Source organism: Paenibacillus sp. 32O-W, from assembly GCF_007679495.1.
Taxonomy (GTDB): domain Bacteria; phylum Bacillota; class Bacilli; order Paenibacillales; family NBRC-103111; genus Paenibacillus_L; species Paenibacillus_L residui.
This window is the reverse complement of the sequence record NZ_VEGP01000036.1, coordinates 1-15,019: the sequence shown is the minus strand read 5'-3', so window position 1 is coordinate 15,019 and position 15,019 is coordinate 1. Positions and strand designations below refer to the sequence as shown.

General features: G+C 39.2%; 9 protein-coding genes and 3 pseudogenes. 11 read left to right on the top strand and 1 reads right to left on the bottom strand.

Going from position 1 to position 15,019, the window contains the following annotated elements; all coding sequences use genetic code 11:
- Position 1 precedes the first annotated feature (1 nt).
- Positions 2–289 (top strand): annotated as a pseudogene (locus FS806_RS15025) (RNA polymerase alpha subunit C-terminal domain-containing protein); the annotation flags it as partial.
- A gap of 900 nt (positions 290–1,189) precedes the next feature.
- Positions 1,190–1,918 carry a Fic family protein gene (locus tag FS806_RS15020; RefSeq protein WP_144938078.1) on the top strand — a complete coding sequence of 243 codons (729 nt, stop codon included), beginning with the start codon at positions 1,190–1,192 and terminating at the stop codon, positions 1,916–1,918.
- 333 nt (positions 1,919–2,251) lie between these two features.
- Here FS806_RS15020 and FS806_RS26210 read toward each other — a convergent pair whose 3' ends face one another.
- A complete protein-coding gene (locus FS806_RS26210) occupies positions 2,252–2,536 on the bottom strand; it encodes a zinc metalloprotease (RefSeq protein ID WP_222126674.1) in 285 nt (94 codons plus the stop codon).
- 586 nt (positions 2,537–3,122) lie between these two features.
- Here FS806_RS26210 and FS806_RS15015 point away from each other — a divergent pair.
- The 9 genes and pseudogenes from FS806_RS15015 to FS806_RS14975 all read left to right on the top strand — a co-directional run bounded on the left by FS806_RS15015 (position 3,123) and on the right by FS806_RS14975 (position 14,962).
- Positions 3,123–4,136 (top strand): annotated as a pseudogene (locus FS806_RS15015) (IS630 family transposase).
- 90 nt (positions 4,137–4,226) lie between these two features.
- On the top strand, positions 4,227–6,767 hold the full coding sequence (locus tag FS806_RS15010; protein ID WP_222126673.1) for a sensor histidine kinase: 2,541 nt from the start codon (positions 4,227–4,229) through the stop codon (positions 6,765–6,767).
- Positions 6,768–6,783: 16 nt separating this feature from the next.
- Positions 6,784–8,640, top strand: a complete 1,857-nt coding sequence (locus FS806_RS15005) for a hypothetical protein (RefSeq protein ID WP_144938072.1) — start codon at positions 6,784–6,786, stop codon at positions 8,638–8,640.
- 107 nt (positions 8,641–8,747) lie between these two features.
- Positions 8,748–10,427, top strand: a complete 1,680-nt coding sequence (locus tag FS806_RS15000; protein WP_186328374.1) for a DNA adenine methylase — start codon at positions 8,748–8,750, stop codon at positions 10,425–10,427.
- A 447-nt stretch (positions 10,428–10,874) separates the two neighbouring features.
- Positions 10,875–11,495 (top strand): TetR/AcrR family transcriptional regulator, encoded by a 621-nt coding sequence (locus FS806_RS14995; protein WP_144938066.1) that lies wholly within the window; start codon positions 10,875–10,877, stop codon positions 11,493–11,495.
- Positions 11,496–11,522: 27 nt separating this feature from the next.
- Positions 11,523–12,068, top strand: coding sequence for a GNAT family N-acetyltransferase (locus FS806_RS14990; RefSeq protein WP_144938063.1), 546 nt, complete (start codon positions 11,523–11,525; stop codon positions 12,066–12,068).
- Between the two features lie 172 nt (positions 12,069–12,240).
- Positions 12,241–13,133: pseudogene (locus tag FS806_RS14985) on the top strand (ABC transporter permease).
- Between the two features lie 80 nt (positions 13,134–13,213).
- Positions 13,214–14,086 (top strand): carbohydrate ABC transporter permease, encoded by an 873-nt coding sequence (locus tag FS806_RS14980; protein WP_144938178.1) that lies wholly within the window; start codon positions 13,214–13,216, stop codon positions 14,084–14,086.
- A 96-nt stretch (positions 14,087–14,182) separates the two neighbouring features.
- The gene (locus FS806_RS14975; protein ID WP_260982104.1) at positions 14,183–14,962 is read left to right on the top strand and encodes an extracellular solute-binding protein; all 780 of its coding nucleotides are present in this window, start codon (positions 14,183–14,185) and stop codon (positions 14,960–14,962) included.
- Positions 14,963–15,019: the final 57 nt, after the last annotated feature.

Here is a 15,019-nt window from a genome sequence, read left to right as displayed (position 1 = left end):
AATGGCGGCCTCAAAGAAGACATTAAGGATTTGTGACAAAGGACATCGATACTACAAAAGCAGCGACTGCCCAGTCTGTCCGGTTTGCGAACAAGAGCAGAAGCCGGACACCGGATTCCTGTTACTGCTTTCCAGCCCGGCCAGACGGGCATTGGAGCACCATGGAATCACTACATTACACAAGCTGTCAGCCTATACCGAACACGAGATACTGCAAATTCACGGGATTGGACCGCGTTCAATGCCTATTCTTCGGAATGCGCTGCAGTCAATAGGCTTGGCGTTCAAGCCCGGGAACAAAGCAAAAGGCAACAAAGCCAATGCCGTGGAAAGCGGCAAAGAGGAAAACGGGATAGCCGACCATTAACCGGTTCCGGGGCAGATCATTGACCAGTCGAAACAGCGGCTCCATTTTTTTACGGGGGCATGAAGTGGTGGAAATCGCCCGGAAGCTGCGATACAACAATTCGCAGGATTTTTCAGGGTGTTCGAGCGGATCCACGGCACAACTCCCGGAGAGTTCAGGACTTCGCGGGCAGCGTTGAAATCGCATGGAAGCCTTGCAGTGGAAGAGGATTGAACCATCAGACGGAGCCGGGATTACACGGCTCCGTCTTTGTGACCACACCAAACAGACCTGCGGCCATCTCCGTTCGTACGAAAACCTGCGCGGTCGGACTATAAGGGACACCAGAGACCTTAATCGGTCCAAAAGGGCCAGCAACTTTACCGGACTCAGATGACCTTATTCAAAAAAATGTAGGCGAAAATAGAAGAAATCTATAAAATAAGCGCATCTGCTTCCATTAGAATAAAAGAATGGCCTAATTTAACGAAATAAGGGCTCTCATGTCCGTCCAAATCCAACTGATCGTAGGAATGCGGAGAAAAGTAAAGATATCGTGAGGTAATCATCCTTTTTTATTTTGGTGGAAATAGCAAGCAGGACATAAGAGCAGGATGTAGAATGTTTATATGACGCTGTTTTTACGGGTTAAGTAACTACCTATGAGGATTTGAAATTCTTATAATTCCTCAACATACCTGGCAGATACCTCATGTTTAGTAACTACCTATGAGGATTTGAAATTAGGGACAAGACTATTAAGGGTTCAAACGTTACATGAACAACAAAAAAAGTAGCGATAACAATGATGAAATTTTCTGAAAATGGAAGGGAATCAATCCAATGTGGGAACAAATCGATGATTTAAAGCGTCAGATTGATGCGAAGCGACCGTTGCATCCGGATCTAATGAAAACAATCGCTCAAAAATTTCGTGAAGAGTGGACGTATCATTCCAATGCTATTGAGGGCAATACGTTTTCATATCAGGAAACCGCTTTTTTTCTCCGTGAGGGACTTACCATAAAGGGAAAGACGTTGCGGGAACATCTTGAAATTGTAAACCACGCCGAAGCAATCGATTATCTCCAGGACGCTATCCAAGACAGAAAGCTCACCGAAAGATTAATTAAGGATTTTCATGCCATCCTCTTTCAGGGCGTTCGAAATCTTGATTTTCAGCCGGGCGAATATAAAAAGAAAGATAATCATGTCCTAACGATTTCAGGGAAAATCCATCATTACACATCACATGTTCAGGTTCAGCAAGAAATGGAGAATTTGATACGATGGTATGAGGAGTCTAAGAAACATCCGGTAGAACTTGCCGCCTTGTTTCACCATAGATTCGTTGCTATCCATCCTTTTTCGGATGGCAATGGGCGGGTTGGGCGCTTAGCCATGAACTTTATCTTGATGCAAAATGGTTTTCCTCCGGCGATCATCCGAAATGAGGACCGGCAAGAATATTATACTGCGTTGGAGCAGGCGGACCAAGGCAACCCCAAGCCTTTTATCCAAATCATCGCAAATGAAGTCTTTCGCGCGTTACAATTGATGGCATCGGTCTAAGCTCAAGTTCTCTTTTTGGTACCGACTATTAGAAAATACCAACTGCTCATTGATTGAAAGCGTCTTAACATATAAGTGATGGTAATTAAACTAGCAAAACCTAAAATTAGAAGCGACCATCAGATGAATAAGGATGATTTGATAAGAGAAAGGCAATTGCATTAATACTTACTCTGATATTGTTTCTTGTGTCTTGTTTTATCGCTAATCAAGACAAATTGCAAAGCTGGGTTTTTGATGTGGTGATCTAATAGTTCTCTCCTGTAATAACCGAGCCTATTTTCGCTCTTACGATTTTTTTAACAACTAAATCTGTATCCCTAGCAAGGTCCTCTAATTACTCCAAGTACTTTCTATAAAATCATTTTCATTTAAGCTGTTTTCGATTAAGGAAAAATTACTCTCATAAATTTTGTTTACAGAGTTCTCATCTCCAATTCCAGGAAAGTATTGATAACGGGCAAACGTTCCATCTGAAAATAAGACGGATGGCACCATCACTAAGAATGTTCTTTCTGATTCGTGGGCAAGTCCTAAACCATGACCTAATTCATGTATCGCAATGCCTTGAATTGTGTAAAGACGTACTCTGACATTGAAGTATAGTAATAAACCCAAGCCTTAACTGATTTAAATGTCCCGTTCGAGTTATAGACAGGCTCCATAATCTCATTAGATACAATTTTTATTTCCTGCTGTAAAGTTGGAATTGGTTCCTGAAGTCAATGTTACTACCGTGACATCATTCCTATATTACATGCTCGTACAATGGAAAAGAATCTATTCGTCCATAGGATAAACAATAAGAACGTATGCACCGTTTTTCATCAGTTTCTCGGTTCTATGTTTCTACTCTATTGACAGAGGTACAATTGGGATAGCAAAGTACTTGATCGGTTTATTGGTATGATAGTTGAGAAGTTGAAACATTATCGAAATTTACATTTAGTGATTAGCTAGTAGAGTATTTGGAAAATTTACTGTGATTTAAGTGCAGAAAGATAGTAAAATAGAAGAAACAAATTGTAAAATTGTACCTAGAATCATACTATATAAGTTGAACCAGTAAGTTTCCTATTATGAGGAAGGAATTCCAACCCTCAAACGTCGAATAAGTGAGAACCACTTTATGGACGGGTGATGACTTTGGAAAACAAAATTAAAAGAAGTTGAAAACCGATTAATACAGGAAAAGAGCCGCCGAATGTTCGAACGTTACCAAACTGTTCGTTTACATCTGCTTGGATACAATAATCAGCAAATTGCTTCCATTATTAGAAGATCGGATCGAACAGTACGAACGTATATACAACACTATAGAGAGTCGGGTCTTGATGGCTTGCAGATCCAGTCCCCTCCAGGCAGGAGTGAACGGCTTACGGAGAACAACAAACTCAACTGAAAAAGACAATCATGGAAACTATTCCCCATGAGGTTGGATTTTCGGCAAAGTTCAATTGGACCCTTGAACTGATTTGTGCGTTCATCCAGCGGGAATTTGGACAAAGCTACTCCCTCCGTGGGGCTTCCAAGCTGATGCATCGTCTAAACATGAATTACACAAAACCCACCTATACTTTGGCAGCCGCTGACGAAGAAAAGCAAAAAGAGTTTGTCGAAAAAACCTTTCCAGGGTTAAAAAAATTACGATGATGGCGAAATTGATCATATTTTGTTTGAAGATGAATCCATGATTCGTGATTACCAAGCGCTTCAACATACGTGGTTTGCCAAAGGGAAGCAGCGTATCCTAAAAACAACCGGTAAACATCGTGGCATAAAACTATTCTCCACGGTGGATTATGTCACTGGCAAAATCGTTTGGCAAGAAGATGAACAATACACTGCCGATAAGTTCCTGATGTTTCTACAGAAAGTTATGTCGGAATACCCTACAGGCAAAATCGCAATGGTATTGGACAATGCTCGAATTCACCATGCGAAACTGCTGGAATCATTTCTTAAAGAACAGCAAGATCGACTCACCCTCATTTTCCTTCCGCCTTATAGTCCTGAGTTGAATGTGGTAGAAGGGCTATGGAAATGGTTAAAGGCGGATGTGGTGAATAATGTCTTCTACCATACGGTTTCTGAAATTCGCAAAAACGTGCACGCATTCATGGATAAGATCAAGGGAGATCCCCTAAAGATCATTGACCGTTTGCATCAGGATGGAATCAGGCGAGCTTCAGGAAATTATTTAGTTCAACTTATATAGTTAGTTTTCCTTGGTCTCAAACTGATACTCATAGTTCTTTGTTCAAGAAAATTAATTAGCTAGTATATGCCTTTTAAAAAATCCTTAAGGATGATGAAATTGGATCAAAACGAAAAGGAAGAAGTTTTTATAACTACAGCTGATTTTGAAGAGTTGCCGATAAATGCAATGGCGCGAGTTGTTATTCAATTAGGTGAGCAACTAATTGAAAATGAAGTAGTTGCATTATTAGAGATAATAAAAAACAGTTATGACGCTGATGCTAAACATGTATTTATTGAGATCAATACGCTTACCTTAACAAATCGTGGACAAGGATATATTAAAATAACTGATAACGGGAATGGAATGAATAGAGAGCAAATTTCAAATGGGTTTTTGCTAATTTCTACTATTAACAAAACCGAAAAGCTAAGAAGCATAAGGCATGATAGAGTGCCTTTAGGTGAAAAAGGAGTCGGAAGACTTTCTACTCAGAGATTGGCATCATTTTTGAACCTTCGTACAAAAGGCTGGAAACATAATTACGAATATTTACTCTCTATTGATTGGAGTAGATTTAATGAAAATGTTACTTTAGGAAGTGTATCTGCCCAATTGAATACAAATGAAATTAACATAAAAAATATGAAAGATTTTGATGACATTCACATAAAGTCATACGTCCCCAAACAAGTTGATGATGGTGATTTTGGTTTCACTCAATTGAATTTATTGGGCCTGAATAATATTAGTTTTTGGAATCAAGAAGGAATTGATAAAATTCTAGGGAATGAGGTTTTGAGACTAGTATCACCATTTAAGAAGAATGACAGTATCGACATAACAATTGAATTAACCAACGAGCATGTATCGAATAAAATAATAAAAACAGAAGCAATTGATGAGGATTTCTTAGAAAATGCTTCGATGTATAAAATAAAGTTCGATTTTAATTATCCATTCTTAACAATGGATTATTCTTTTAAACCAATGTTTTATAAAAAACTAGAAGGAAAAGAACCTAGGAAGAATTTACCTAGGAATTATGAGGAGAATCATATTCCTATATCAGATAAGTCTAAGGTAATAAATATTTTAGAAGATAATGATAAATTGAGAAGAATCTTAAAGAAAAGTATTTTGGAAAATAAAGTTGACTTTGCTAACCCTGGAAAATTTCATGGTGTTCTATTTAATTATAACTATGCAGTAGAACAGCAACTTAATGAATTTTATACAGCATTAGCAAGAGAAGTACCAAATTTATTTGAAAATGATAAAGAAGTAAAAGAGTTTTTAAAAAGTAATGCAGGTGTGAAAATATATCGAGATAAATTCAGAGTGCTACCTTATGGTAATGAAGAGAGTGATTGGTTAGGCTTGACTAAAATTTCTCAAAGTGCAGGAAGTTATCTTGCTCCTAAAGTTGCAAATACAATTGGCTATGTGGAAATTAATTCATTAGATAATGCACAATTAAAGGAAATGACCAATCGGCAAGGATTTATACTCGATGCTTACGGCGAAAACTTTCTAGCTATTTGTCGGGAGGTGGCTTTTCTAGTTTATAGAGAAGTTAGAAGGCAAGCGGATGAATTTGGAAAACAGTATCCGAGGATATCTGCTCCAAATGCTCATGAAGAAGCGAATGAAATTATATCAAAAACCTCGTTGGATGTTAAGGATATGCTATCACAGACAAAAAAAATAGCTAGTAAACTAACTGAAGAAAAATACAAGAATCAATTAAGTTTGTTTGATGCAGAAGAAAAAGAAGAAATTATTAACCAAGCTGGTGAATCTCTAATAAAGATCGTTGAAAAGACTATAAATATTACAAGTAATTTAGAGAAGGCATCTGAAGAAATAAAAGCTGCAAAGCGTTTATATGAATATTCTCAAGAAGAGATGGCTCCTTTATTAGAATTGTCTGCATTGGGGATTATTGCGGAAGCGTTAACTCATGAAATGAATAAATCTATTACCAATACAAGATTTAGGGCACAAAGTATTCAGAAATATATGGTTAGTGGCTTGAAAGATGCTAACAACGAAAAAATAATGGAGCTTCTAAAAAAATCACATGGAGAGGCCAGATTAATTGAGGCTGAAAGTAACTCCATAGATCGTCAAGTAAGGCACTTAGCTCCTGGTTTTAGAAAGCGTAGAAGGACAAATGAAAAGGTAAACCTTAACAAAGAACTCAATAATATTTATAAACAAGGAGTAATAGCTGAGAGAGCAGAGAGGAATGGTATAGAGATACGTTTAATTCAAGATGCAGAAGTGATAGTTGAGTCATCTTTGGGTCTGGTTATTCAAGTATTCGACAATCTATATATTAATTCAGAGTATTGGTTGCAATATTTTTATGTTGCAAAAGAAATCGATAAAAAGGTTTTTAATATTCAGCTTACTTCCAAGGGGTTAGTCAGAGTGTGGGATAGTGGATTAGGTATTGATCCAATTATAGAAGATCGCTTATTTTTACCATTCGAAACTCAAAAGAATGAAGGAAGGGGCCTTGGTCTATATATTGTTAGTTCCATATTGGAAATCAGTGGGTCGACTATAAGGCTACTCCCAGAAAAAAATATGCATAATAGGAGATTCATATTTGAGATTGATTTTTCAAAAGCTATGTTATAAAAGGAGATAAATCACCTTGACTGAACCAATCGATGTGCTTGTTGAACTATTAAGAAAATGGTCGATAAATAATGTTATTAGTATTGATGATGGATGGTTAACAGATAATCAGCACACTGAAGAGTCTATCTTCAGTGTGCTGCTTGAAAATAATCTTGATATTACTCAAATCTGTTTAGAAGAAACAAGCAAATTTGAGGATCCTAGTGCTATTGATTTGGTGATAGCTGCTACAGATGAAGATGATTTTATTTCACTATATAGGGAACTTTTACCTTCGGATAAAGATGAGCTTAATAGAATTATATTAAGCACAAGTTCTTCTTCAACTTCTGAATTTATTGCTGGCGAAGAATCATTAACCGTACTTGTAGGAGTACTACAGCAGCTAATAGAAAAAGGGTTTACTGTAAGAAATGCACGCCAATACAGCAGTCAACTTAAAGAGGAGTTGGAAGGGAAGACATTATGGCTTCTCGATAGGGAGATAAGCGGAGACAGCACTAAAGTATTTGAGACTCTTGAATTTATTATAGAAAACGAAGATGTAGCTTTAATCATAACTAATGATGATAGTAATTTATCTAACCGAAGTCAGATAAGTGCATTTGTGGTTGATAACTTAAAAAAACACCAGAAACTAGCAACCAGTTTTCTTTGGGTATTGCGGAAAGATAAAATTGAAACCGATCTAATGAGTTCAGTGAAAAATGTTCTCAAGGGAGTAACCCTACATAACACATTGAAAATTTATAACGATTTAAATCAAAAGGCAGAAGCCGAGACGGATGAGTTTCTAAGATTTCTTGAACCTGAAGATTTAGATGCATTTTTTAGAAGTTCGTTTTCAGAAGGTTCACAATTGAGTGACACCCTGTTACGAATTAGACGTGCTGTGGCGTATAAATCATTTCATAAGATTATTTCTACTGAACCCAAATATGTAGAAAGTTTATTAAGAAACAGAGAGCTTCTAGAAGAAATACAATCCCCAGTCGAATTTGAATGTGAAGCGACAAGGGAAAGCATGAAATTAGTTGCGGCCACAAAAGGCAATAACATTTCTGATATAACTCAAGATGATAAGGTTATTCCAATTCACTCGTTTGAACAATGGGATTACAATGTGAATTTATTGGGAAGTTGTATTTATACTGGAGATTTATTTGTTAAAACAAATTATAATAAAAAAGAGGGTAAATGGAGAAGTAGCAAAAGTGTTTTTTTGCTCATTACTCAGCCATGTGACACCATTTTGCGTGAAAATAATGGTAAAGTACGGAGGGGCACTAAAAATGCAAACTTAATTAAAGGTGAGTTTTTAGAATATGGGTCACCTGGGTATACTAGATCTGTTGGAAATAATGTTCCAAATAAAATCAAAGTGCACTTTATTAAAATAAACAATAAGTATGGGATGATTGATTTTGATTTAAAGAATATTTATCAAATTGATTTTAGGATATTAGATTTGTGTTCTTTAGATCCCAACGGAGAGGCACTATTGAAATATGAAAATTTAGACAGGACAAGATATATGCCAACAATATCAAAAAGGTATTATTTAGAAGACATAGATAGATTTATTTCTGGGCTTAAAAACTTTGAACATGAAAATATAGCGGCTCAATTTCGTAGATACGAAAAAGAGAGAATAACCTTTGAGGAACTTAAGGCTTCGATAAATAGTGAAGTAAAGAAAGTTTCCTTAAAGAATGGAATTATTGTTCCTAATGAAATTGATCTAATAGACGAAGAAGGATTTACTTTAACCAGAATCGCGAGATTAAATGATGAATATATAATGAATGTAATAAAGCAGAGTACAGAATATCAGGGAAGACAGGCGCTTCCCGGGTTATTGCTCTCATAAGTTTGATTTTATTGCTTTAGGATGTTTATAAGTAGTATAATATGCTTGAGCCGTGCATTCTATTAATGCGCGGCTTTAATCCTGGATTCAGTTTGGAGGTGTTGGACGTGGTAGCTAGTGTTGAAAAAGAATGGTGGAAAGATCTGGATCTTAATTATACTGGAGAAAATAACTTTGCATCTTTCTTTTCGTCTAACGGAAATATCCATTCCTATCCAGCAAAGGCTGTTCCTGAAATGGTGGTTTCTTTACTAAAAAAATTAAAAGAAGAATACTCGATCACTAAGGTTTCGGACCCATTTGTTGGTAGTGGCACTGTTGCGTTGGAATGTAAATATCTAGGGTTGGATTTTTATGGATCTGATCTAAATCCATTATCAATTTTATTAGCTAGAACAAAGTCATTAACTGTAACTAACACATCATATATTGAGAAGTCATTAAAAACATTTACTGACTCAATCAATCAAAAATATAAAACTGCAAGTTTAGTTGAGCTTTCTAAATTTGATAATATTGAATATTGGTTTAAGCCTCAGACTATAAAAGAGCTGTCTTTTATAAAGCAGGAGATAAATATCTTTTTACAGGGATGCTCACAAAAGTACAAGGAAACTTTTGCATTGATTTTACTAACTGCTTTCAGTTCAACTATACGTGAGAGTTCATTAACACGGAATAGCGAATTTAAATTATATCGAATGTCACCTGGTGATATTGATAAGTTTAATATTGACTCTCTGCTAGTCTTTAAAGATAAAATAGAGAATTTATTAAGTTTGCTAGTCGAGACCAAGAAGATATCTAAGAGTAAAACAATAACTGACATTCAAATGAAGAATGCAAAGGATTTATCACATCTCAGTGGTAAGAAAATTGATGCGATTCTTACATCACCACCGTATGGTGATTCTCAAAGTACTGTAGCTTACGGACAATTCTCAAGATTATCACTACAATGGTCTAAAGATTTATTATCTCGCTATCTAGGCATCACCACTACAGTTGATAATGTGGATGAGTATTTATTAGGTGGGAAAAAATCAGCTTGTAATACTTCACTGAGACATGTAATTCGTTCCTCTAAAACCTTAAAGAAATTATTTTTAGAAATGAAAAGAGTATGTCAACAAGATGCAAAACATTATCAGGATTTAGTCTATGAATTGATGAAAGTTATGAAAGGTATAAAAGAAAATAATTCTGATATTAGTATATTAATAAGTAATAAAGAGTTATTTGAGCTAACCAAAGAGAGAGTTCGGTTGGATTACTATAGGATGCTCAATAAATCAGGAGAATTATCAAACAAAGAAATTAAAGTAAGAGCAAGAGAACTAACTGAAATGTTTATGAATAAATTAACTGAGGTTGATCGTAGTTCTGAATTGATTCAAGAATTAGCTAGTAAGCTCCCATATGTTAAGGATACACTTAATAGAAAAGTAACTGCTTTGCCCCGCAGGGTCAAGTCAGTGCTACATTTCTTCAAAGAATTGTATATAGTTGTAGAGCAGACAGATAGGATTTTAGTAGATGGTGGAGTTCAAGCATGGATTGTAGGGCATAGAACAATTTTAGGTTCCATTACTGTAGATATGGCAGAAGTATTAAACGATTGGTTTGTATCTCTTGGATACGATAAAGTTATTACTTTGCACAGACAATATTCTTTTAAAAGATTACCCCATCATATAAATTCTACAGTAACACGTAAAAATGAAATAAAGACGATGATGGAAGAACATATAGTTATAGTGAGAAAACCCAAAACCCCTGTTGAGTAAATTAATAGGAGTTTTTGAGCTTTTAGTGGAGATTACGATTGTTTAATGACAATAATTTTCTGTTTATCTTATCAGAAAACAAATCGACTTCAGTCTAATACTTATTTCTCAAAAGCTGACAATTTTCCAACTCGAAAATCACTTGACAGCAAAGACCCAAGTCTAATAATTTATTTTTTTCGAACACCATGTCTGGTTATAAAAAATGTGGAATCAGTAAAAAGATACCTACTTTGAATAACTTACGTACGAAATAGAGAAAATGATAAAACAAGGGGCGTTGTAACCCCTATATTCGCCACTCCGCTCCCCATAACACCTATAGCCCGAAGCGGGTTCCCCAGAATCATGCTGCGGGCTAAAATCTTCCTTGAAAAACGACACCATCGTCGTTTATAATAATCATAAATCGACAACAGTGTCGTTTTACAAAGGAGGGTAAGCTTCATGGCCCCGAAGGTCAGCGATGAATACAAAATTCAGAAGAAGAAAGAACTGCTGGAAGCCGCGGAGAGAGTGTTCGTTCGCAAAGGTCTGACTCAAGCGACGATGCAGGATGTTATGGAGGAGGCTGGAGTATCCAGAGGGGCGTTGTACTCTTATTTTGACAATATAGAGCATGTGTTTGTAGAGGTTATGCAGCAGGAGGACCAGCGGGAGCTACTCTTCTTCGCATCGGAGGAGCGAGCCCCTTCGTGGACGGCGTTAGCCGGATGGATCCGACAGCAAGAAGGGAGCATAGAGTGCATCCGGAACTCTCTTCTGCGGGCTAAGGCGGAGTTTTTCCTGACGGTCCATGATGTGCGAAATTCGCAGGCCCACCCTTATGTTACGGAGCGGTATCAAGCTTTGGCGGACGCTATTACGAGATTTATTGAATTGGGGATGGAGCAGGGAGAGTTTCAGCCCCGGCTGGCTCCTGCGTCTGTCGCTTTATATTTAATTTCATTTATGGATGGATTGATGCTGGACACGTACCAGTTAGGGTCGGAGAGAACCCGGGTCAAGGAGCAGCTTGAGGCTCTGCTTTTCTCATTGCAGGGAATGCTGGGTCCGGTCAACCATTAGCCTCACGGCGGGAAAGGAGCAACAGTGATGTTATTCGAATCTTCGAAAATCACTTTCAGAAAAATGACGGCGGAGGATGCAGAGCTCTATCATGAGTGGCGCAATGACTTGGAAGTGATGCACACGACCAATCCTTATTTGGATATTTATCCGCTGGAGGAGACGAGAAGCTTCGTCCAGCAGGTGATCCTGGGCTCTCCCTCCTCGAAGAGCTACATCGTTATGGATAAAGAGACCGGAACGCCGATCGGAATCACTTCATTAATTAATATCGATCTGAAAAACCGCAATGCCGAATGCATTATCGATATTGGAAATAGAGCGTACTGGGGACAAGGATACGGGAAGGAGACGCTGCGGCTGCTGCTCGATTATGCGTTTCTCGAAATGAACCTGCATCGTGTGTCGCTCAGGGTCTTTTCCTTCAATGACAAAGCGGTCAAGCTGTATGAGAAGCTGGGCTTTCAACATGAGGGGATTTCCCGGCAGTGCCTGTTCCGTGGAGGGGCATGGCATGACATCGTTCATATGGGGCTTCTCCAGAGAGAGTATTTGGCCGAAACGCGACAATGATAAATAGCTTTGAAAAGCAGCCATCTCCTAAGTTTAGGGGATGGTTTTTATTTTTGGAAGAAGTCATCATTGTGGCATCAGAAAGTCATAAGGATGGTGGCCGGCTATTCCGCCTGCAATATAGAATGAAGTTGTAAGGGCTTACTTCACCTTGATGAGAAGGGGCTGGATCATGAGAAGGTTGTCGCATTTAAGGAAAAGTCTGAAAAAGTACAAATGGCTGCTTCTTATGACATTGCCGGGAATTGTGTATTTGTTCATCAACAATTACATCCCGATGTACGGCGTCATCCTTGCATTCAAAAATTATAATTATGTCGATGGGATTTGGGGGAGCGAGTGGGCCGGGCTTGATAATTTTAAATTTTTGTTCAACTCGCAGGACGCCTACATCATTACCCGGAATACCTTCCTCTACAATTTCGTCTTTATCGTTCTGAATTTGGTTCTATCCGTACTGGTGGCGCTTCTGATCAATGAAATCAAGGACAAAGTGATCAGCCGGTTCTATCAGAGCACTTTCCTGCTTCCGAATATTATCTCTATGGTTGTAGTCGCTTATCTGGTGTACAGCTTTCTGAATGCGGACAGCGGTCTTGTGAACAGGCTGTTGATCAAATGGTTCGGCGCCGAGGCGATATCCTGGTACGGCGAACCGAAGTATTGGCCGTATATTCTCGTCATTGTTAACGCCTGGAAAAATGTCGGCTATCTCTCCATCATTTATTTTGCCTCGATTATAGGAATAGACAAGGAATATTATGAAGCCGCCACTATCGATGGCGCTAACAAGTGGAAACAGATGACCCGGATTACGATTCCGCTCATATTACCCGTCATCATCACCATGACTCTGCTTGCAATCAGCGGCATCCTGCGGTCGGATTTCGGATAATTCCGACGACAAATACGATCGATACCTTTGTGTACCGGGCCATGATTCAATCGGGCGATATCGGAATGTCGACGGCGGCGGGATTCTATCAATCGGTAGTCTGCTTCGTTCTCATCTTGGCGGCGAATACGGCTGTCCGACGCATCAATAAACGGGACGCATTATTTTAGACAAGGGGGAAATGGGAATGGAGTTGAACCTAAACGGGAAGAAGGAAGAAATTGCGGTGAAATTGACCCTGAAAAAACGCATGGGCTCATCCTTGATTCACCTGTTTTTCTGGGCATTTACCATTGCCTCGATAGTTCCGTTCCTTCTTGTATTCATGGTATCCATATCCAGCGAGGAATCTATTCTCCAGAATGGTTACTCATTGTTTCCGAGTGAAATCAGCTTTGCGGCTTATCAATTTCTGTTCAATGATTTTTCAGAAATCGCGCGAGCCTATGGAGTCACCATACTGACCACTCTCGTCGGCACGGCTGCCAGTCTGTTGATCACCGCTTTTTTTGCATACCCGTTATCCCGGCCGGACCTTCCCTTCCGCCGCACCATTTCCTTCTATATCTTCTTCACGATGCTGTTTGGCGGAGGGATGGTGCCTTGGTACATCACCTATGTAACGATGTTTAATCTGAAGAATACGATTTTTGCCATGATTATTCCCAACCTGCTGCTTAGCGCATTTAACGTGCTGCTGATGCGCAGCTTCTTCGCCTCGACCATCCCCGAATCGGTCATCGAATCCGCAACCATTGACGGGGCCGGTGAGCTGAAAATATTTTTTCAAATCGTCGTACCGCTTTCTCTGCCGATTATGGCTACGATCGGGCTGTTCAACACATTATCCTACTGGAACGACTGGTATAACTGCATGCTATTTATCGATAAGCCCGAGCTCTACAATATCCAATATTTGATGACGAAGACACTCACCAATATCCAATATCTTCTGATGAAGTCCAACAGTTCGGCCCAGGTCGGCGAGCTGCTTGCCAAAATGCCGCGCGAAACGGTGCGGATGGCCCTTGCCATTGTCGGAATTGCCCCTTTATTGTTCGCCTACCCGTTCTTCCAGAAATATTACATCAGCGGGATTACGAGCGGCGCGGTCAAAGGTTAGATAGAATCGGATGCCTTAGAGGAGGTGAGGTTGGCAGGATACTGCGGCTTCCATGCATGTTTTACAAAGATTAAACGAGGAAGGGGACGCCATGACATGAAAAAAACCTACCATTTAGTTTGGATGATTATGTTATGCGGAATGCTGGCTTTAACAGGCTGCGCTAAAGGGGAAGCCGGAAAGACAACGGATTCCGGAACTACGCCCGCAACAAAGACGGGAGGTACCAGTCCTTACAAAATCACGCTTGTATACCCTGCGACCGCACCCAAAGATCTGCAGCTTGTGCAGGATGAAATGAGCAAATATTTGACGGAAAAGATCAATGCTACGATTGAGCTTAAACCTATCGAATGGGCTTCCTGGGACGATAAAACCAATCTGATGAAGATATCCAACGAACCGTTCGATCTGATGTTTACGGCCAGCTGGTTCTCGTATGCGAAGGATGTGGCCAAGGGGCAGTATCTGGAACTTGACGAATTAATGGCCGAATACGGCAAGGATATTCCAGGGATTCTCGGTGAGGATTTCATTAAAGGCTCGAGAATCGGGGGCAAGCTGTACGCGCTTCCTACCAAGAAGGAGTTCGGGCAGGGCTTCGGTTTTCTGCTCGACAAGAAACTGGTTGACAAGTACAAGTTCGATATCAATGGCGTGAAATCTCTCGAGGATATGGAAGCTATGTTCCAGACGATCAAGGAAAATGAGCCGGAAGTTACACCGATCGTATCAAGTAAATTTACGAATATTTGGGAAGCGGCGAATTACGATGGAATCGTGGCGAACCTGGCTATTCCCCGCGGAAGCAAAGAACTGAAGGCTATAGACACGCTGGAAGACCCCAATTTTATTAACTCAACTTTCGCAGCTTAGATTGGCAAACAAACCCTTGATATAACTGGGTAAGGTGCTCATCCATTGCTGGACTTG